The sequence below is a fragment of the Dinoroseobacter shibae DFL 12 = DSM 16493 genome (assembly GCF_000018145.1).
GTDB lineage: Bacteria > Pseudomonadota > Alphaproteobacteria > Rhodobacterales > Rhodobacteraceae > Dinoroseobacter > Dinoroseobacter shibae.
The window spans coordinates 1904430-1923569 of sequence record NC_009952.1 but is presented as its reverse complement, the minus strand read 5'-3'; the positions used below and the strand labels follow the sequence as shown (position 1 = coordinate 1923569).

At 66.1% G+C, this 19140-nt stretch carries 17 protein-coding genes and 1 tRNA gene; 13 read left to right on the top strand and 5 right to left on the bottom strand.

What is annotated here, in order from left to right:
- Positions 1–51: 51 nt before the first annotated feature.
- Complete coding sequence (locus tag DSHI_RS09400) at positions 52–462, top strand: DUF6314 family protein (RefSeq protein WP_012178513.1); 411 nt, start codon at positions 52–54, stop codon at positions 460–462.
- 191 nt (positions 463–653) lie between these two features.
- Here the strand turns inward: DSHI_RS09400 and DSHI_RS09395 are convergent, their stop codons facing one another.
- The 3 genes from DSHI_RS09395 to DSHI_RS09385 form a co-directional block, all read right to left on the bottom strand.
- Positions 654–1871, bottom strand: coding sequence for a bifunctional alpha/beta hydrolase/OsmC family protein (locus tag DSHI_RS09395; RefSeq protein ID WP_012178512.1), 1218 nt, complete (start codon positions 1869–1871; stop codon positions 654–656).
- A gap of 166 nt (positions 1872–2037) precedes the next feature.
- Complete coding sequence (gene glnA, locus DSHI_RS09390; protein ID WP_012178511.1) at positions 2038–3444, bottom strand: type I glutamate--ammonia ligase; 1407 nt, start codon at positions 3442–3444, stop codon at positions 2038–2040.
- 67 nt (positions 3445–3511) lie between these two features.
- Positions 3512–3850, bottom strand: coding sequence for a P-II family nitrogen regulator (locus tag DSHI_RS09385; protein WP_012178510.1), 339 nt, complete (start codon positions 3848–3850; stop codon positions 3512–3514).
- Between the two features lie 170 nt (positions 3851–4020).
- Between DSHI_RS09385 and DSHI_RS09380 the strand changes: the two genes are divergently transcribed.
- On the top strand, positions 4021–5592 hold the full coding sequence (locus DSHI_RS09380; RefSeq protein WP_012178509.1) for a bifunctional ADP-dependent NAD(P)H-hydrate dehydratase/NAD(P)H-hydrate epimerase: 1572 nt from the start codon (positions 4021–4023) through the stop codon (positions 5590–5592).
- 1 nt (position 5593) lies between these two features.
- Here the strand turns inward: DSHI_RS09380 and DSHI_RS09375 are convergent, their stop codons facing one another.
- Entirely contained in the window at positions 5594–6703 is a 1110-nt protein-coding gene (locus tag DSHI_RS09375) for a Hint domain-containing protein (RefSeq protein ID WP_012178508.1), read from the bottom strand.
- Between the two features lie 166 nt (positions 6704–6869).
- Between DSHI_RS09375 and DSHI_RS09370 the strand changes: the two genes are divergently transcribed.
- A tRNA-Leu gene (locus DSHI_RS09370) sits at positions 6870–6954 on the top strand.
- 428 nt (positions 6955–7382) lie between these two features.
- On the opposite strand, the gene pdxR is transcribed toward DSHI_RS09370, so the two are convergent.
- Entirely contained in the window at positions 7383–8858 is a 1476-nt protein-coding gene (pdxR, locus tag DSHI_RS09365; RefSeq protein WP_012178507.1) for a MocR-like pyridoxine biosynthesis transcription factor PdxR, read from the bottom strand.
- Between the two features lie 156 nt (positions 8859–9014).
- Between pdxR and DSHI_RS09360 the strand changes: the two genes are divergently transcribed.
- The 10 genes from DSHI_RS09360 (at position 9015) to pta (ending at position 18801) form a co-directional block, all read left to right on the top strand.
- Positions 9015–10031, top strand: a complete 1017-nt coding sequence (locus DSHI_RS09360) for a TRAP transporter substrate-binding protein (protein ID WP_012178506.1) — start codon at positions 9015–9017, stop codon at positions 10029–10031.
- Between the two features lie 63 nt (positions 10032–10094).
- Positions 10095–10661, top strand: a complete 567-nt coding sequence (locus DSHI_RS09355) for a TRAP transporter small permease (protein ID WP_012178505.1) — start codon at positions 10095–10097, stop codon at positions 10659–10661.
- Positions 10661–12001 carry a TRAP transporter large permease gene (locus DSHI_RS09350; RefSeq protein WP_012178504.1) on the top strand — a complete coding sequence of 447 codons (1341 nt, stop codon included), beginning with the start codon at positions 10661–10663 and terminating at the stop codon, positions 11999–12001. Before DSHI_RS09355 ends, DSHI_RS09350 begins: the two co-directional genes overlap by 1 nt.
- Before the next feature lie 24 nt (positions 12002–12025).
- Positions 12026–12529 (top strand): universal stress protein, encoded by a 504-nt coding sequence (locus DSHI_RS09345; protein ID WP_012178503.1) that lies wholly within the window; start codon positions 12026–12028, stop codon positions 12527–12529.
- A gap of 24 nt (positions 12530–12553) precedes the next feature.
- Positions 12554–12940 carry a nuclear transport factor 2 family protein gene (locus tag DSHI_RS09340; protein ID WP_012178502.1) on the top strand — a complete coding sequence of 129 codons (387 nt, stop codon included), beginning with the start codon at positions 12554–12556 and terminating at the stop codon, positions 12938–12940.
- A 27-nt stretch (positions 12941–12967) separates the two neighbouring features.
- Positions 12968–14362: an NAD(P)/FAD-dependent oxidoreductase gene (locus DSHI_RS09335; RefSeq protein WP_012178501.1), complete on the top strand. Its 1395-nt coding sequence runs from the start codon at positions 12968–12970 to the stop codon at positions 14360–14362.
- 24 nt (positions 14363–14386) lie between these two features.
- A complete protein-coding gene (gene xsc, locus DSHI_RS09330) occupies positions 14387–16168 on the top strand; it encodes a sulfoacetaldehyde acetyltransferase (protein WP_012178500.1) in 1782 nt (593 codons plus the stop codon).
- A 138-nt stretch (positions 16169–16306) separates the two neighbouring features.
- The gene (locus DSHI_RS09325) at positions 16307–17347 is read left to right on the top strand and encodes a YeiH family protein (protein WP_012178499.1); all 1041 of its coding nucleotides are present in this window, start codon (positions 16307–16309) and stop codon (positions 17345–17347) included.
- Between the two features lie 16 nt (positions 17348–17363).
- Complete coding sequence (locus DSHI_RS09320) at positions 17364–17723, top strand: cupin domain-containing protein (protein WP_012178498.1); 360 nt, start codon at positions 17364–17366, stop codon at positions 17721–17723.
- A gap of 52 nt (positions 17724–17775) precedes the next feature.
- On the top strand, positions 17776–18801 hold the full coding sequence (gene pta / locus DSHI_RS09315; protein WP_012178497.1) for a phosphate acetyltransferase: 1026 nt from the start codon (positions 17776–17778) through the stop codon (positions 18799–18801).
- The last annotated feature ends 339 nt before the right edge of the window (positions 18802–19140 follow it).

Genomic DNA, 19140 nt, shown 5'->3' with positions numbered 1-19140 from the left:
CGTCATACGGGGCATGGGCAGGACGAACAAGGATCAGAGGGGTCGCAGGCGGTGCTGAGCCTGGCGGAGTTCACGGGCCGCTGGTCCCTGTCGCGCGAGATCGCGGACCGGCTGGGCGGGTCCGGGCGGTTTGACGGGGCGGCGGTGTTCAGCCCCAGCCCGGACGGGTTGCTGTATGAGGAAGAGGGGAGCTTGACCCTGGCCCGCGGCGGCGCCTTCGCGGCGCAGCGCAGCTATGATTGGCGCGATGAGGGCGGGACGGTGGCGGTGCATTTCGCCGATGGCGCGTTCTTTCACCGCTTCGCGCTGAGCGAACGGCCGGAGGCGGCCCATTTCTGCGCGCCGGACCAGTACGACGTTGCCTACGATTTCTCCGCCTGGCCGGACTGGACGAGCCGCTGGACCGTCCGCGGCCCGCGCAAGGATTACGAAATGACCAGCCGCTACCGGCGCGCGGACTGACGGGGCCGCACCATCCCGGCGCGGCACCCCGGGCCAGCGGCGTGCCATGAGTATTTTTGCAAAGATGAAAGAGGATGCGTGCGCCAAGCCCGGGTCGTTAACCTTGACCGCCCGGTCGCTTGGCGGTCTTCGGCTTTGTGCGAATACGCATGTCGAACCTTGGGGTTCTGCGCGCGTCGGTAGGACCTCTCTCAGGCGGGCACGGCCAGTTCGGTGACGATGCGTGCGCCGGTCTCGAGCGTGCGATGCACCGGGCACTTGTCCGCGATCTCCAGCAGCCGCTCCTGCTGCGCCGTGTCCAGATCGCCCTCCAGGTGGATGCGGCGCACGAAACTGTCGATGCGGTCATGAGCGCCCTTGGCGTCCTGGCCGTGCACCTTGTCGTGCATCACGTCGACCGAGACATGGGTTAGGGGCCAGCCCTTCTGGCGGGCATACATCCGCAGGGTCATCGAGGTGCAGGCGCCCAGCCCGGCGGCCAGCAACTGGTAGGGTGTCAGCCCGCGATTGGTGCCGCCATAGGCCAGCGGCTCATCGGCCTGGATGTGATGGGAGGGGCCCGCGCTCACGTCCTGCAGGAACCCGGCGGGATCGGCCTCCGACACCCGGGTGATCCCCTCGGGCACGCCCGGGGGCGGGGCGGGCGGGCGCAGGTCCAGGTATCGCCCGACCCAAGCGGCGATCACTTCGGCGGCGTAATCCGCATCCGCAGCGCGGGTGATCAGGTGGTCCGCATCGTCGAGGGTGACGAAGCTCTTGGGATGTTTCGCGGCCGCGAAGATCTGCGTGGCGTTCTCGATCCCCACCTGCGCGTCCAGCGGCGCGTGCAGCACCAGAAGGGCGGCCTTCATCGCGGCGATCTCGGGGGCCAGTTTCTCGGCCGTCACATCCTCGACGAACGCCTTGCGGATCCGGAAGGGCCGCCCGCCCAGCTGCACCTCGGCCTCGCCCTGCGCCGCGATCGTCTCCAGCGCCTCGGCGAAATTATGGGTGACATGCCCGGGATCGAAGGGCGCGCCGATCGTCGCCACCGCCTTGACCCCCGGAATGCTGCGCACCGCCTTCAGCACCGCCGCCCCGCCCAGGCTGTGCCCGATCAACAGGCTGGGCGCCATGCCGCGGGCCGCCAGCGCCTCCGCCGCCAGCCGCAGGTCGGCGACGTTGGACGAAAACGTGGTGTTCCTGAACTCGCCCCCCGAATGCCCCAGCCCGGTGAAATCGAACCGCAAAACCGCGATCCCCATGGCCGCGAGCCGCTGCGCGATCCGGCGCGCGGCGGGGATGTCCTTGGAGCAGGTGAAGCAATGGGCAAAGAGCGCGGTGGCCAGGTGCGGGCCCTCGGGCAGGTCGAGACGCGCGGCAAGGGTGTCGCCGGAATGGCCGGTGAAGGTCAGCTTTTCGGTAGGCATGGGGCAGCTCCGTGGTTGGAGCCAGAGAATGGGCGCGGGCCGTGCCGTGAACAACCCATGTGTCAGCCCCGTCACGCAAGGGTGACGACGCGCGGGCACGATGAAACAATCGGTGCGCCATGCAAAAGGGCGCCCGAAGGCGCCCTTTCTATCCGCTCCCGCGGGATCAGCAGCTGTAATAGAGCTTGTATTCCACCGGGTGCGGCGTGTGCTCGTAGGCATACACCTCTTCCCATTTCAGCTCGCAATAGCCGTCGATCTGGTCCTTGGTGAACACGTCGCCCGCCAGCAGGAATTCGTGATCCGCCTCCAGCGCATCGAGCGCTTCGCGCAGGGAGGCGCAGACGGTCGGGATCTCGGCCAGCTCCTCGGGGGGCAGGTCGTAGAGGTCCTTGTCGGACGCCTCGCCCGGGTCGATCTTGTTCTTGATCCCGTCGAGACCGGCCATCAGCAGCGCGGCGAAGCACAGATAGGGGTTGGCCGCCGGGTCCGGGAAGCGGGCCTCGACGCGCTTGGCCTTGGGGCTCTCGGCCCAGGGGATCCGGACGCAGCCGGAGCGGTTGCGCGCGGAATAGGCCCGCAGCACCGGCGCCTCGAAGCCCGGGATCAGGCGCTTGTAGGAGTTGGTCGAGGGGTTGGTGAAGGCATTCAGTGCCTTGGCGTGTTTCAGGATGCCACCGATGAAATACAGCGCCTCCTGGCTCAGGTCGGCATATTTGTCGCCCGCGAAGAGCGGCTTGCCGTCCTTCCAGATCGACATGTTCACATGCATGCCGGTCCCGTTATCGCCCGCGATGGGCTTGGGCATGAAGGTCGCCGACTTGCCATAGGCATGCGCGACGTTGTGGATCACGTACTTGTACTTCTGCAGCTCATCGGCCTGGTGGGTGAGCGAGCCGAAGATCAGGCCCAGCTCGTGCTGGCAGGACGCCACCTCGTGGTGATGCTTGTCGACCTTCATCCCCATGCGCTTCATGGTCGACAGCATTTCCGAGCGCAGATCCTGCGCCGCGTCGATCGGGTTGACCGGGAAATAGCCGCCCTTGATGCCGGGCCGATGCCCCATGTTGCCCATCTCGTACTCGGCATCCGAGTTCCAGGCCGCATCCTGTGCGTCCACCTCGAAGGAGACCTTGTTCATCTCGACCGAGAAGCGCACGTCGTCGAACAGGAAGAACTCCGCTTCCGGCCCGAAATAGGCCACGTCGCCGATGCCCGAGGATTTCAGATAGGCCTCGGCCTTCTCGGCGGTGCCGCGGGGGTCGCGGTCATAGGCCTCGCCGGTGTCGGGCTCGACGATGGAACAGTGCAGGCACAGGGTCTTTTCCGCGTAGAACGGGTCGACATAGGCGCTGTTGGTGTCCGGCATCAGTTTCATGTCGGACTGGTCGATGGACTTCCATCCGGCGATCGAGGAGCCGTCGAACATGAAGCCCTCTTCGAGGAAGTCGGCATCCACCTGGTCGGCGATCACCGTCACGTGCTGCAGCTTGCCGCGCGGGTCCGTGAAGCGGATATCGACATATTCGATTTCCTCGTCTGCGATGGTCTTGAGAACAGCGTCCTTGCTCATGTGACCTTTCCTTTTCAGTCGATTGTATGTGTTGTGATTGTGTCCCGGACCCGGCTGACGCCCGCGGTCAGAGTGCGTCTTCGCCGGTTTCCCCGGTGCGGATACGGATGGCCTGCTCGACCGAGGAAACGAAAATCTTGCCGTCGCCGATCTTGTCGGTCTTGGCGGCCTCGACGATGGCCTCGATGGCCGCGTCCGCCTGATCGTCCGGCAGGACGACCTCGATTTTCACCTTCGGGAGGAAGTCCACGACATACTCCGCGCCCCGGTAGAGCTCGGTATGTCCCTTCTGGCGTCCGAAGCCCTTGACCTCGACGACCGAAAGTCCCTGCACGCCAATCTCTTGGAGGGCTTCCTTCACTTCATCGAGTTTGAATGGCTTGATGACAGCCTCGATCTTCTTCATCCTCCGACTCCCTCTCGTTCCGTGGCTTCGTGGAGAACACTTTCAAATCTCCTCCACAATTCGGTAGCGTGTCCCCGTCCGGTGGCGTTCGCTGAAAAGCAGGGCGCTGTCTGCGATTTGTGCGGCATGCCCAAGAATTGGGCAAGGCGAAAACTCCTGGGTGAGGCAAGATGACGGAACTCCTGACAGCGGCCCGGATGCGGGCCATCGAGCAGGCCGCGATGGACAGTGGCGCGGTCACCGGGCTGGAGTTGATGGAGCGCGCCGGGCGCGGCGTGGTCGAGGCGGTCTTTGCCCAATGGCCGGATCTGGCGGCGGCCCCGCGCCGCGCGCTGGTGCTCTGCGGGCCGGGCAACAATGGCGGCGACGGGTTCGTGATCGCGCGCTTGTTGTACGGCTGGGGCTGGGCGGTGGAGGTGTGTCTCTACGGCGATCCCGAGAAGCTGCCGCCCGACGCGCGGGCAAATCACGACCGGTGGTGCGCGCTCGGCCCGGTGACGGTGCATGCGATCGACTCTGCGCCGCCGCAGGACGACAGCCTCGCCGTGCCCGAACGGGTCGACCTGCTGGTCGATGCGCTTTTCGGGACGGGGCTGGGGCGGCCCTTCACCGGGCCTTTCACGGTCTTCGCCGCGCCCGCGGTGCGCGCACAGTTGCGGGCGGATGCAACCCGTGCGGTGGCGGTCGATCTGCCCAGCGGGCTCTGTTCGGACAGCGGCCGCATTCTCGGGACCGCGCTGCCTGCCGACCTGACCGTGACATTTCATGCCTGCAAATGCGGCCATTGGCTCGGCGATGGGCCGGCGCTCTGCGGCAAGACCGTCGTGGCGGGTATCGGCCTCGACCGGACGCCGCCCGCGCGGGCGGAGGACGGCGTTCATGCGGTCGGAGCCCCCGCGGCGCGGGCGCTGGCCAAGGGTGCGGAGGATCACAAATATGGCCATGGGCATGCGCTGGTACTGTCCGGGCCGATGGGGCGTTCGGGTGCCGCGCGCCTTGCGGCGCGGGGGGCGTTGCGGGTCGGCGCTGGGCTGGTGACGGTGGGCGCGCCGGGCGCGGCGATGATGGAATGCGCCACGCAACTGACCGCGATCATGCTGCGGCGCTGCGACGGGGCCGAGGGGCTGGCCGCGGCGCTGGAGGATGCGCGGCTGACCACCCTGTGCCTCGGGCCCGGTCTGGGCATCGGGGCGGAGACCCGGGCGCTGGTGGCGACCGCGCTGGCTGCGGGGCGGGCGACCGTGCTGGACGCGGACGCGCTCAGTGCCTTTGCCGAGGCGCCCGATGCCCTGTTCCGCGACCTGCATCCGCACACGGTGCTGACCCCCCATGGCGGCGAGTTCGCGCGGCTCTTTCCGGATATCGCCGAGAAACTCGCTGCCCCTGCCACCAGGGGTCCGGCCTACTCCAAAGTTGATGCCACCCGGGCGGCGGCGGCGCGGGCGGGCTGTACGGTGCACTACAAGGGGCCCGATACGGTCATCGCGTCGCCGGACGGGCGCTGTGCGATCAACGCGGCGGCCTATGCGCGCGCGGCCCCCTGGCTGGCGACCGCCGGGTCCGGCGATGTGCTGGCCGGGATGATCACGGGGCTTCTGGCGCGCGGGCTTCCCCCCCAGGAGGCTGCCGAGACCGGCGCCTGGCTTCATGTCGAGGCCGCCCGCGCCTTCGGTCCGGGCCTGATCGCCGAGGACCTGCCGGAGATGCTGCCGCAGGTGATCCGCGCCCTCGATACGCCGTAGCTCAGGGTTTGAGCAGCACCTCGGTTTCCCAATCCCGCAGGAGCGGCCTTGCAGCGGGGAAGGGGGCATCCTCGGCCTCGCGCAGTTCCGGGAAGATCTCGAACAGCTCCTCTTGGGCGGCGCGGCCCAGGGTCGACAGGATCGCGGGGCCGGGGCGCAGGCTCTCGGCCCAGATCCCGTCCGCGCGCACGATCTGGTGCCGATCGAACATGAAATGATGATAGGTGACCGGCTCCAGGTCGTAGACCTGCACGATGGTGTCGTCGTTCACCAGATGCGCCGCCGCCGCCAGCACCTGCGCGCTGCCAAACAGCAGGTCCGCGCGCCAATCCTCCAACAACACCCGGTGCTGCCGCGACACGCGCATGTCCCGCGCCGGCCGCCCCGGCCCCAGCGCGCCCGCGCGCAGCAGGATGGGCCGGAAGCGTGGGTTGCCGGCAAGCTTCGCGCTGTCGATCCGCGCGGACCCGACCCAGCGCACCGGCTGCGCCCCATCATCGCGGGTCAGCACCAGATCGCCCACCTGCAATGCCTCCACCGGGCAGGTGCCACCGGGCACCTCGATCAGGGTCCCCGGGGTGAAGCAAGGCGGGGTGGCGTAGGTGGCAGCCGGTGTCGCGGTCCTGCCCGGACCTTCGGAGGCGCTGATCACCCGCAGCGGCACGCCCACGGGTGGAAAAGTCCCGATGAAGGCCAGCCCTTCGGTGCTGCCGAAGGAGTTGTTGAACTCGGAATCCGGCTCGCGAATGTTGAAGCCGATGATGGTGTAGGTGTCGGTACCGTCAGTGACCTGCAGGGTATACTCGGCCTCCACCCGCCGCCCGGGGGCGTACTGCGTACCGCCGAACTGGGTGGTCGCGGCAAGGGCCTGCGTGCCGTCATTGTCGGCGAAGTTCACATCCCCCTCGTTATCGCGGATCGAGATCGGCACCCAGCCGTTGCTCTGCAGCGTGATGAATCGGTCCGGCAGATGGCGTCCCGCGCCTTGGTTACCGCCCGACAACCCGTCGGGCACCGCGGTCCCGGGGACAGGCACACCATCGCTGCCGGTCACCCCCTCTTGCACGAGGACCTGATCGGCGGCCAGCGCCCAGATCTGGTAGGTTTCCATCTTGCTACTCTCACTGACACACGGCGCTGTTTCCCGCTGCGGACGCGCATACAAGCATCTGTTTCGAGGGATACATCACAATTCTTAATTTGTTACTGGCACGAAACCCGGACGGCTGCAAATGCCCCTTTGAAAGGCGGCCGCGGTTTGCTAAGAGCCGCCCATCGCGGGTGTGGCGGAACTGGTAGACGCACCAGATTTAGGTTCTGGCGCCGCAAGGCGTGGGGGTTCGAGTCCCTTCACCCGCACCATCCACACCTGATACGTTCCCCGGCTCAACACTCCTCGCTGGGCGGGCGGATCCGTCGCGCAGGCTGGCCCTGGATTTGTGCGCGGGGGATCCCTGCGCAGGGGGCGAAAACCAGCGGCGCGAGGCGGCGTGGCCGTCGGGCGGCGCATCCGTCCCGTCTATGCCCTCCGGTCTGTGCCAGAACGTGTCTCTCCGGCGCCCCGTTTTCCAGAGGCCGCAATCGATCCTCCGGGCGCGTCCCGCCGCCCCAAGCCTTCGCGGCTGAAAAATGCCCGAACGCACATACCCCTCATCACCGCGAGGATGGCCGTGGGACTTCGGGCGCAAGGGGAGCAGACGCACCTGCGTCGGCCAGAAGGGTCCACATGCTCACCGCTCGTTCTCAAAACGCGCCTCGCGCTGCCACGCGGAAATCCATGCGTCCGCAGCCTAGCAGAACTCCGCAACCTTGGCGTCGATCCGGCGGATCCCTTCGGCGATCCGGTCCGCCGGGATCGAGGAATAGCCCAGCCGGAAGAATTCCGTCGGTTGGTCCGGGCCGCTGAAGAACGGCGCACCCGGCTCGATCACCACGCCGTCGCGCAGCAGCGCTTGACCCAGCGCCACGGTATCGACCCCGTCCGGCGCCTTGATCCACAGGCTCGTGCCCCCGAACCGGGCCGCACCCACCATCTCCAGGGCGGTTCCGTCCAACGCCTCCACCGCGGCCATGCGGCGCTTGGCGAACTCCCGCCGCATGTCGCGCATGAGCAGATCGTAGTGACCCTGCGCCAGGAAATAGGCCGCCGTGCGCTGCAGATGCCCGGGCGGATGGCGCAGCATCATCGTGCGCAACTCCTTCGCCTCGGCGATCACCGGCGCCGGACCAACCAGGTAGCCCAGCCGCAGCCCCGGAAACATCGCCTTGGAAAAGCTGCCCGCATAGAGCACGCGCTGATGCCGGTCCATCGCCTTCAGCGCCGGGCTCGGCGGTTCGAGAAAGCTCATCTCGAACTCGTAATCGTCCTCCACGACGATGAAATCGCGCGCCTGCGCCATCTCCAGCAGCCGTTCGCGCCGTGCCCGCGTCAGCGTGGCGCCCGTGGGGGCATGGTGGCTGGGGGTGACGAACACCGCCTGGGTGCCCGCGGGAATGTCCTGCGGCACCAGCCCGTCGCGGTCCACATCCACCGTCGTGACCTCCGCCCCGCACCAGCGCAGCGCCTGCAGCGTGTCGGGATAGCACGGGTTCTCGCAGATCGCCTTCAGCGGCGCGCGGGTCAGAAGCTCGATCGCCAGCCACAGGGCATTCTGCGCCCCAACGGTGATCAGCACCTGGTCGCGCGTGGCCGTGATCCCCCGCCGCGGCAACATCCGCGACAGGATGTAGTCGACCAGGAGCGGGTCGTCGGTGGCCTCGTTGCTGGCCATCAGGTCGAAATCCCGCGTGCCCATCGCCTGCCGGACGCATTCGCGCCAGGCGGTGTGATTGAACAGGCTGGTGTCCATCTCGCCGAAAACGAACGGGTAGGGCAGGGCGCGCCAGTCCTTCGGCTTGATCACCCGGCGCCGGGCGCGCAGGTTCTCCGACAGCACGTTGCGCCAAAGCGCACTGTTGTCGACCGGTTCGGCCTCGGTCCCCACGGGCAGCAGCGACAGGGTCTCGGTGTCGGCCACACGGTAGCCGCTGCGGCTGTGGGCTTCGAGATAGCCCTGCGAGACCAGCTCCTGAAAGGCCAGGGTGACGGTCATCCGCGCGACCCCGAGATGCGCGGCCAGCTTGCGCGAGGACGGCATCAGCGCCCCCGGCAACGCCTGCTTGGACAGGATCGACGCCACGACGGTTTCGCGAATCTGGGTTTGCAGCGGTCTGTTGGTCGTCCGGTCGAGAAAGAAGACATCCGCCGCGATACGAGGTTTGGCCATGGCTCAGCATGTTAGCCGAACTGGTCTAAGTCAATAAAATTTCTGGCCCTAACGTCGAGTCCGGGATTCGCCTTAACCAGCCCACAGCTTGGGGGGAGGACATGACGCATTTCCTGCAAGCGATGCGCCAAGGCGCAGCCAAAAATGGAGGACCATATGACATTTCTTTCCCGGATGACGTCCAGTGCGGCAATTGCACTGACCGCGACCATCATGAGCATGGGCGTGGCCGATGCAAAGAACTTCAAGATCGCCGTCGGTGACAGCGGCGGCAGCAGCCAGGAGGCCACCGGTCTCGCCTTCGTCGAAGCCCTCGAAGAACTTTCGGGCGGTGAGCACACCGGAACCCTGTTCCTGAACGGACAGCTCGGCTCCGAGCAGGACACCGTCAACGAGGCCGCCATCGGCACGCTCGACATGTCGATCCTGGCCATCAACAACGTCACGCCCTTCTCGCCCACCGTGGGCGTGTTCTCGCTGCCCTATGTCATCCTCAGCCTCGAAGATGCCGAGAAGCTGACCCAGGGTCCGATCGGCGCAGAGCTGACCGAGAACACCATCAACGACGCAGGCGTGCGCATCATTGCCTGGACCTACACCGGCTTCCGGCGCCTGACCAACTCCAAGCAGCCGGTCACCTCGGTCGCCGACCTGCAGGGGTTGGTGATCCGCGTTCCCAAGAACGAGATCATGATCGACACCTACAAGGCCTGGGGCATCAGCCCGACGCCGATGGCATGGTCCGAGACCTTCGCCGGCCTGCAGACCCAGGTCGTCGATGGCCAGGACAATCCCTACATCACCATCAACGCGATGAAGTTCTACGAGGTACAGAAGTACGTCACGAACCTGCGCTACATCTTCTCGATCGAGCCGCTGATCATCTCCGAGCAGGTGTTTCAGGAACTCTCCGCCGAAGACCAGGAGATCGTTCTCGAAGCCGGCAAGCGCGCCACGGCCGCCTCGTCCCAGTTCCTCCGCGAGAAGGAAGCCGAGATCAAGGAACTGCTCATCGAAAAGGGCATGGAGATCATGGATCCGGTGAACAACGAGGAAGAGTTCATCACGCTCGCGACCGAGGCCGTCTGGCCGAAATTCTACGACAGCATCGGCGGCATCGAGAAGATGAATGCCGTCCTGGCCGAGATCGGCCGCGATCCCGTCACCGAATAAGTCGGACGCCGAAAGCATGACAGGCGCCCCCGGGCGCCTGTCTCAGCCGAGTGGGAGGGGACCATGACCAAATTCTGGCACATCGTCGACAATATCGAGAGCTACATCTGTCGGACCTTGCTGGCGATCTTCGTTTGCCTGCTGTTCCTGCAGGTGATCGTCCGGACACTGTTCGACTTCTCGTTCTCGTGGGTCGAAGAGCTGTCGATCTACATGTTCGTCTGGTTCGTGTTCTTCGGGGCCAGCTATGCCGCCAAGATGGGCGCGCATAACCGCGTCACCTTTCAGTTCAAGTTCCTGCCACCGCGCAAAATCAAGTATATCGAGGCGTTTGCCGATCTCTTCTGGATCTTCTTCAACGTCTATTTCGTCTACCTGGCGATCGATTTCATCTTCAACAAGATGAACCGGTTCCAGTCGTCCCAGACCATGGGGTTCCACCTCAGCTGGGTCTACATCGTGCTGCCCATCGCGTTCTCGCTGATGACGTTCCGGGTTCTGCAGGTGAATTACCGCAAGATCGTTCTGGGCGAGGATTTGCGCGATCCCGACGCCATCGACCTCGACGAAGTCCGCGCTGGAACCGACGACGCCGCACGCAAGCCGCGCCGCGATGAGGAGCAGAACTAATGGAAAGCGAAATCATCCTGATCCTGTTCGGCGGGTTCCTGACGCTGTTGCTGATCGGCGCACCGATCACGGTCGCGCTCGGGGTCTCCACGCTGATCTCCTTCCTCTATCTCGGCGAGAACCCGATCAAGTTCGTGCAGATCGCCTTCACCTCGGTGGGCTCCTTCCCGCTGATGGCCCTGCCGGCCTTCATCCTGGCGGGCGCCCTGATGGAGGCATCCGGACTGTCGCGGCGGCTGATCAACGTGGCCGAGAGCTTCGCGGGGCCCTTCACCGGCGGCATGTCCGCGGCAACCGTGTTCGCCTGCCTGTTCTTCGGGGCGATCTCGGGCTCCGGGCCCGCGACGACGGCGGCCGTCGGCATGCTGATGATCCCGGCGATGATCCAGCGCGGCTACGGGCGCAGCTATTCCTCGGCCATCACCGCGTCGTCGGGCGGCCTGGGCATCGTGATCCCGCCCTCGATTCCGCTCATCATCTTCGGCATCGCCGCGCTCGGCATGCCCGCGCCGCCCGAAGCGGTGGAGAAATTCGGCACCTTCCAGACCGTGTCGATCCCGAAACTGTTCATCGCCGGCTTCATGCCTGCCTTCCTGATCGCCGGCAGCCTGCTGCTGATGAACTACATCCTGGCCAAGAAGCACGGCTACAAGGGCTCCGCCGAGGGCTGGTCCGCGCGCCAGATCTGGTGCGAGTTGTATCGCGGCTTCTGGGCGCTCATGGCGCCGCTGGTGATCCTGGGCGGCATCTATTCGGGCTTCTTCACGCCGACCGAGGCGGCCATCGTGGCGATCTTCTACACGCTGGTGGTGGGCACGGTCATCTACCGCGAGTTGAGCTGGCAGAAGCTCTTCACCGCGCTGGAGACCACGACCTGGCTGACCGGGCGGGTGCTGCTGATCATGTTCACCGCGACCGTTTTCGGGCGGCTGCTGGTGGAAAACCAGATCCCCGCCGTGATCGCCAATGGCATGCTGTCGATCACCGACAACATCTACATCATCTGGACGCTGGTGATCCTGTTCCTGCTGTTTGTCGGCATGTTCATGGAAACGCTGGCCACCATCCTGATCCTGGTGCCGGTGATGCTGCCGGTGGCCTACAGCGTCGGCATCGACCCGATCCATTTCGGTGTGGTCATGGTGTGCTGTCTCGGAATCGGGTTCCAGACCCCGCCCCTGGGGGAGAACCTGTTCATCGCCTCGGGCATCTCGAACATCTCGATCGAGCGGATCTCGGTCGCGGCACTGCCCTTCGCCTTCATCAACACGGTCGCGATCTTCATCATCGCCTTCGTCCCCGAAATCACGCTCTGGCTACCGCGGCTTCTCGGCTACTGACCCCGGTCGGAATTGGAGTTTCCCATGAAACAGATGATCACCCACATCCTGTGCGCGACCGACCTGTCCAAGCACTCGGCCTATACCATGTGCCACGCGGCCAACCTGGCGGCGGTGACCGGCGCCAAGCTGCACCTGGTGCACGCGGTCCAGCCGATGAGCGACGAGACCCGGATCGCGCTGCAACTCTACATGCAGACCACCGGATCCAGCGAAACCGCCGACAAGGCCCGGCATGCCCATCTCAAGACTGTCATGGCCGAGCGCCAGCGCGAATTCTGGGCCCATGTCAGCGAGGAAGACCGCGACATCCAGAACCAGGTGGCGTCGATCGAGCTGGTCGATGGCCACCCGGCCGAGGTCATCCTGCGCCGGGCGACCGAACTGGAATGCGACCTGATCGTGCTGGGGGCCCATGAACACGGCTTCTCGCACACCTTCCTCGGCACCGTCGCGAAACGCGTTCTGCGCCGATCCACCATTCCGACGCTCGTGGTCCCGTATCGCGATACCGCCCCGAGCGCCTAGCCCCCAATAACAGGAGTATCACCGATGACCAAGACACTGACCGCCCAGGACCTGTCCGAGACCTTCGATGCCTTCAACCGGCATGACATCGACGGCGTGATGACCCATTTCGCCGACGATTGCGTGTTCTACACCGTCGGCGGCAACGAGGCCCACGGCACCCGCATCGATGGCGCCGAGGCGATCGCCAAGGCCTTCTCCGGGGTCTGGGGCTCCATGTCGGACGCCCATTGGGACCACCACAGCCATTTCGTGCATGGCGACCGCGCGGTGTCGGAATGGACCTTCTCGGGGACCGATGCCGACGGCATGCGCGTCGAGGCACAGGGTGCGGACCTCTTCACCCTGCGCGACGGCAAGATCGTCGTCAAACAGGCCCTGCGCAAATCCCGGCCCCCGTTCAAAGCATAACTTTCATCTCCTTGATGGAGCACCAAAATGCCACACAGACCGAAGCACTGGCCCAAGGCCAGCTACGATCCACGCTACGATCCGATCATCGACGCGGGCCCGGGGCATAACCGGGACCACGCGCCGACCTACTGGATCGACACCGCGGGCACCCCGCCCGAGGATGACGGCCCGATCACGGGGGATATCGACGCCGACGTGGTGGTCGTGGGCTCCGGCTATACCGGGCTATCCACGGCGATCCACCTGGCCAAGGAGCATGGCATCAAGGCCCATGTTCTCGAAGCCAACACCGTTGCCTGGGGCTGCTCCACCCGCAATGGCGGGCAGGCGCAGATCTCGTCCGGCCGCCTCAAGCGGTCCGAGTGGATCAAGCGCTGGGGCGTCGAGGTCGCCAAGGACATGCACGCCGAAGTCTGCGAGGCGTTCGAGCTGTTCAACGACCTGATCGGGTCCGACGACATCGACTGCGATCCGCAGACGGGGGGCCATTTCTACACCGCCCACCGCGACAAGGTCATGCCGAAGCTGGCCAAGGAATGCGCCGTGCTCAACGACGTGTTCGGCTACGGCGCGCGCATGGTGTCCCGCGCGGAGCTGCACGAGAGATACGTGCGCGACCAGGAGGCCCACGGCGCCCTGTGGGAGCCTGACGGCACCTCGGTGCACGCCGCCAAGCTGGCCTTCAGCTATGTCCGGCTGGCGCGCAAGCTCGGGGCCAAGATCCATACCGCCAGCCCGGTCATGGGCTGGAAGATCGTCGACGGCGTGCATCACCTGACCACACCGGGCGGGACCGTGCGCGCGCGTGCGGTGGCGCTGGCCACGGCCGGCTACACTCCGCCGGGGCTGAACGAGAAGACCAAGCACCGGCTGATGCCGATCCTGTCCAACTCCATCGTGACGCGTCCGCTGACCGATGACGAGAAGGCCGAATGCGGCTTCCAGGTGAAATCGCCCCTGACCGACACCCGGACCTTGCGGCATTACTACCGCTTCCTGCCCGATGGCCGCGTCCAGATCGGCAGTCGCAGCGCCATCACGGGCCCGGATGCGGAGAACCCCAAGCACCTGGATCTGCTGCAAAAAGGGCTCTACCGCAAGTTCCCGGCGCTCGAAGGCATCGAGCTGGATTACTCCTGGTGGGGATGGGTGGATGTCAGCCACGACATGATGCCCCGCATCTTCCAGCCCGACCCGAAGCAGACGATCTTCTACGCGATGGGCTATGGCGGCAACGGGGTCATGTACTCCGCACAGGCCGGCAAGCGCATGGCGCAGATGGTGGCGGGGCAGGGCCGGGAGCTGAAGCTGCCGATCTTCACCTCGCAACTGCCGAGCCACGGCATCCTCACCCCCTTCCGCAGGTTGGGCCAGCGGATCGCCTATCCCTACTACTACGTACGCGACGAAATTCTCTGAATTCCTGAAGAAAGGACAAGACCGATGAAAATGACGACCGAAGAGGCCTTCGTGAAGGTTCTGCAGATGCACGGTATCGACAACGCCTTCGGCATTATCGGTTCCGCCATGATGCCGATCTCCGACCTGTTCCCGCAGGCGGGCATCAAGTTTTGGGACTGTGCCCATGAAACCTCCGGCGGCATGATCGCCGACGGCTACACCCGCGCCACGGGCAAGATGTCGATGATGATCGCCCAGAACGGCCCCGGCATCACCAACTTCGTGACGCCCGTGAAGACCGCCTACTGGAACCACACGCCGCTTCTGCTGGTCACGCCCCAGGCGGCCAACAAGACCATCGGCCAGGGCGGCTTCCAGGAAATCGAGCAGATGAAACTGTTCGAGGACATGGTGTGCTACCAGGAAGAGGTCCGCGACCCCTCGCGCATGGCCGAAGTCCTGAACCGGGTGATCGAGAAAGCCTGGCGCGGCTCCGCCCCGGCGCAGATCAACATCCCGCGCGACTACTGGACCCAGGTGATCGACATCGAGCTGCCCCAGATCATCCGTCTGGAGCGCCCGCAGGGTGGCGAGCAGGCCGTCAAGGACGCCGCCAAGCTGCTCTCCGAAGCCGAGTTCCCGGTGATCCTGAACGGCGCGGGCGTGGTCCTGTCCGGCGGGATCGAGGCGTCCGCCAAACTGGCCGAAGCGCTGGATGCGCCCGTGGCCTGCAACTACCAGCACAACGATGCCTTCCCCGGCTCGCACCCGCTGGGCGTTGGCCCGCTGGGCTATAACGGCTCCAAGGCGGCGATGGAGATCATCCAGAAGGCCGACGTGGTCCTGGCCCTCGGTAACCGTCTGAACCCGTTCAGCACGCTGCCCGGCTACGGCATCGACTACTGGCCGAAGGACGCCAAGATCATCCAGGTCGACATCAACTCCGACCGCATCGGTCTGACCAAGAAGGTCGACGTGGCCATCCAGGGCGACGCCAAGCGCGTGGCCGAGCAGCTTCTGGAGAACCTCTCCGACGGGGCGGGCGACAAGGGCCGCAAGGCGCGCAAGGAACTGATCGCGCTGACCAAATCCCGCTGGGCGCAGGAACTGTCTTCGATGGATCACGAGGACGATTCCGACGAGGGCATCGACTGGAACGAGCGCGCCCGCAAGGCCAAGCCCGATCACATGTCGCCGCGCCAGGCCTGGCGTGCGATCATGTCCGCGCTGCCCAAGGACGCGATCATCAGCTCCGACATTGGCAACAACTGCGCCATCGGCAACGCCTATCCGTCCTTCGAGAAGGGCCGCAAGTACCTCGCGCCCGGCCTCTTCGGACCCTGCGGCTACGGCCTGCCGGCGATCCTCGGCGCCAAGATCGGCTGCCCGGACGTCCCCGTGGTGGGCTTTGCCGGGGACGGCGCCTTCGGCATCTCGATGAACGAGATGACCGCCTGCGGGCGCGGCGACTGGCCGGCGATCACCATGGTGGTGTTCCGCAACTACCAGTGGGGCGCGGAAAAGCGCAACACGACCCTGTGGTTCGAGGACAACTTCGTCGGCACCGAGCTGAACGAGGGCGTCAACTATGCCGAGATCGCCAAGGGCTGCGGCCTCAAGGGCGTGCAATGCACCGGCATGGAAGAGCTGACCGATGCGCTCAACACCGCTGTGCGCGAGCAGATGAACGATGGCGTGACCACCTTCATCGAAGTCGTGCTGAACCAGGAACTGGGCGAGCCTTTCCGCCGCGACGCGATGAAAAAGCCGGTCTCGGTTGCCGGGATCAATCGCGAGGACATGCGCCCGCAGCAGGTCGTCTGAGCCTGAAAAACCCTGGAGGGCGCCCCACGGGGTGCCCTCCCCAATCCCGGGCCCGCAAGGCGCATCCGCGTGTTGCGGCTCGTTCCAACCGTAGTGGCACGCCGACCCCCAACCGGCGCCGCGAGGAGATCCTGTCCCATGTCCACAACTTCGGAATCCTCCCCGACCCTGGCCGGGCGGACCACCGGCTTTCTGACCGAGAACGGGCCGGGTTTCGCGGTCTCCGTGGTCATCGCGGTCTGCGCGCAGTTCCTGTCGGATCACTACGGTGCCCCGGCGATGCTGATGGCGCTGCTGCTCGGGATCGCGTTTCACTTTCTGGCCGAGGAAGGGCGCTGCGTCCCCGGCATCGCGTTCACCTCCAAGACCGTGCTGCGCATCGGCGTGGCGCTGCTGGGCGCGCGGATCAGTGTCGAGTTGCTGATCGGGCTGGGGCCGAAGCTGATCGGGCTGGTGGTGGCGGGGGTCATCCTGACGATCCTCTTCGGACTTCTGGGCGCCAAGCTCTTGGGCCGTGGCTGGCGTTTCGCGCTGCTGACCGGCGGGGCGGTGGCGATCTGCGGCGCCTCGGCCGCCATGGCCATCGCGGCGGTCCTGCCCAAGAACGAGCATTCCGAGCGCAACCTGATCTTCACGGTGCTGAGTGTCACGATCCTGTCCACCATCGCGATGATCGCCTACCCGGTCATCACCGCCTGGCTCGATCTCGACGATCTCGCCGCCGGGGTGTTCCTGGGCGGGACCATCCACGACGTGGCCCAGGTGGTCGGCGCGGGCTTCTCGGTCAGCAACGAAACCGGCGAGACCGCGACCCTGGTCAAGCTGATCCGTGTGACCATGCTGGCCCCGGTGGTGCTGGTCTTCGCGCTGGCGATCCGCGCCTTTGCCGAGGACGCGCCCGGGCAGGGCGGCAAGCGCCCGCCGCTGATGCCGTTCTTCGTGATCATGTTCCTGGTGCTGGCGGCGATCAATTCCTTCGGCCTGATCCCGGCTGTGCTGCAGACCTTCCTCGCGGATCTGTCGAAATGGGCGCTGCTGGTGTCGATCGCCGCGGTCGGCATGAAGACCTCGCTGCGCACGATCTTCGATGTGGGCGGGCAGGCGATCATCCTCATCGTCGCCCAGACCGTCTTCATCGCGGCCTTCATCCTCTATGGCATCACCCATTTCGCCAGCTGACCCGAAAGGAGAGACCATGCGCGTTGTCGATTTCAAGGACGCCGGCGCCCCCGGCAAACGCCGCCTCGCGGACCTGCCCGACCGCGTGGTCGAGGGCGATCCGCACCACGAAACCCAGGTCCGCTTCACCAGTCCCGATGGCGCGCTTCTGGCCGGAACCTGGACCAGCACGCCGGGCAAATGGGTCGCCTTCACCGACCGCGACGAATTCTGCGTGCTGCTGACGGGCCATATCAAGCTGGTGGGCGAGGACGGAACCGAACAGGAATTCCGCGCCGGTGACAGCTTCCTGATCCCGAACGGGTTTCGCGGGTTCTGGCACGTGCTGGAGCCGACGACCAAGCATTTCGTCATCCGGGTCCACGAACCCGCCTGACCGGCACGCCCGCCTCCTTTGTCCCCCTGCCTTCATTCCAAGGACTGACGCCATGAAACCACTTCAAATGATCCTGGCCAACGCGGCGCGCTCGGACCGCAAGATCGCCCTGAGCGAAGGGGAGGACCCGCGCGTCGTCGCGGCCGCCGTGCAGGCCCGCAAGCAGCGCGTGGCGCGGGTCGTGCTGGTCGGGGACCGCGCCACCATTGTCGCCCGTCTCGCGGAGGCGGGCGGGGCCGAGCTGGACGGGATCGACGTGCACGACCCGCGCGAGGATCTGCACCGCGCCGAGATGGCCGCCACCTATCACCAGCTGCGCAAGCACAAGGGCGTCACCGAAGCCGACGCCGAGGCCGCGATCCTCAATCCCCATGTCTATGCTGCGCTGCTGGTCAGGCTGGGCCATGCGGACGGCACCCTCGGCGGGGCCACGGCCACCACCGCCGAAATCGTGCGCACCGCGATCCAGGTGATCGGCACCGCGCCGGGCGCGAAGATGGTGTCGAGCTTCTTCCTGATGCTGCTGTGCAAGGACCACCACGAGAAGAAGGGCGGGCTGGTGTTCGCGGATGCGGGGCTGGTGATCGACCCGACCGCGGCGGAGATGGCCGAGATCGGCCGGGCCTCGGCGGCCTCGCTGGTCCAGCTGACCGGCGAGACACCGCGGGTGGCGATGCTGTCCTTCTCTACCCGCGGCAGTGCCAGCGGCGACAAGGTCTCCAAGGTCGTCGAAGCCACCGAGATCTTTCGCCAGCTGGCCCCGGAGGTCACCGTCGATGGCGAGTTGCAGTTCGACGCCGCCTTCGTGCCCGAAGTGGCCACAGCCAAGGCGCCGGATTCCGCCATCGGCGGCAGCGCCAATGTCTTCGTCTTCCCCAACCTCGACACCGGCAACATCGCCTACAAGATCGCGCAGCGTATCGGGGGGGCCGTGGCGATCGGACCGATCCTGCAGGGGCTCGCGCTCCCGGCGAACGACCTGTCCCGCGGCTGCTCGGCCGAAGACGTGCTGCACATGATCGCCACCACCGCCGCGCAATGCCAGGACGTCGCGCCGCATCACGCCGCCGCCCGGTAGCACGGCGTCAGGCCCGGCCCGCCCGCCGCTCCGCCCGGTCGGTCTGCGCGGCGGGCGGGGCAGGCCCGCGCCCGCCCCCTGCAAGGCACCGACAGGGCACGGGCCCGGCCGCTGGGATCGCAACATGGCGGACGCTCTCTGAACAATCGCTTGGCGGGCCGAGGGCAGGGCGGGCGCGGCACGCCGCAGCCGGTCGAAACGGCACGCCCGTGCTCTGCCTGCGGATCAAGCCGATCCAGTCCTGCGGCCCGTCCCGCGCACACAAGGCGCGCAAGATGACGGGTTTAATCCGAGACTCACCCGAATGCGGGCGGGGCCCGATGCCCGAGCGATGCGCGG

What these genes read in the sequence shown, in the direction of transcription:
- DSHI_RS09395 (WP_012178512.1), bottom strand. Translation starts at nt 1,871, where the DNA reads ATGCCTACCGAAAAGCTGACCTTCACCGGCCATTCCGGCGACACCCTT.
- DSHI_RS09335 (WP_012178501.1), top strand. Translation starts at nt 12,968, where the DNA reads ATGCCACACAGACCGAAGCACTGGCCCAAGGCCAGCTACGATCCACGC.
- DSHI_RS09380 (WP_012178509.1), top strand. Translation starts at nt 4,021, where the DNA reads ATGACGGAACTCCTGACAGCGGCCCGGATGCGGGCCATCGAGCAGGCC.
- pta (WP_012178497.1), top strand. Translation starts at nt 17,776, where the DNA reads ATGAAACCACTTCAAATGATCCTGGCCAACGCGGCGCGCTCGGACCGC.
- DSHI_RS09320 (WP_012178498.1), top strand. Translation starts at nt 17,364, where the DNA reads ATGCGCGTTGTCGATTTCAAGGACGCCGGCGCCCCCGGCAAACGCCGC.
- glnA (WP_012178511.1), bottom strand. Translation starts at nt 3,444, where the DNA reads ATGAGCAAGGACGCTGTTCTCAAGACCATCGCAGACGAGGAAATCGAA.
- DSHI_RS09345 (WP_012178503.1), top strand. Translation starts at nt 12,026, where the DNA reads ATGAAACAGATGATCACCCACATCCTGTGCGCGACCGACCTGTCCAAG.
- DSHI_RS09355 (WP_012178505.1), top strand. Translation starts at nt 10,095, where the DNA reads ATGACCAAATTCTGGCACATCGTCGACAATATCGAGAGCTACATCTGT.
- DSHI_RS09385 (WP_012178510.1), bottom strand. Translation starts at nt 3,850, where the DNA reads ATGAAGAAGATCGAGGCTGTCATCAAGCCATTCAAACTCGATGAAGTG.
- DSHI_RS09360 (WP_012178506.1), top strand. Translation starts at nt 9,015, where the DNA reads ATGACATTTCTTTCCCGGATGACGTCCAGTGCGGCAATTGCACTGACC.
- DSHI_RS09375 (WP_012178508.1), bottom strand. Translation starts at nt 6,703, where the DNA reads ATGGAAACCTACCAGATCTGGGCGCTGGCCGCCGATCAGGTCCTCGTG.
- DSHI_RS09325 (WP_012178499.1), top strand. Translation starts at nt 16,307, where the DNA reads ATGTCCACAACTTCGGAATCCTCCCCGACCCTGGCCGGGCGGACCACC.
- pdxR (WP_012178507.1), bottom strand. Translation starts at nt 8,858, where the DNA reads ATGGCCAAACCTCGTATCGCGGCGGATGTCTTCTTTCTCGACCGGACG.
- DSHI_RS09340 (WP_012178502.1), top strand. Translation starts at nt 12,554, where the DNA reads ATGACCAAGACACTGACCGCCCAGGACCTGTCCGAGACCTTCGATGCC.
- xsc (WP_012178500.1), top strand. Translation starts at nt 14,387, where the DNA reads ATGAAAATGACGACCGAAGAGGCCTTCGTGAAGGTTCTGCAGATGCAC.
- DSHI_RS09350 (WP_012178504.1), top strand. Translation starts at nt 10,661, where the DNA reads ATGGAAAGCGAAATCATCCTGATCCTGTTCGGCGGGTTCCTGACGCTG.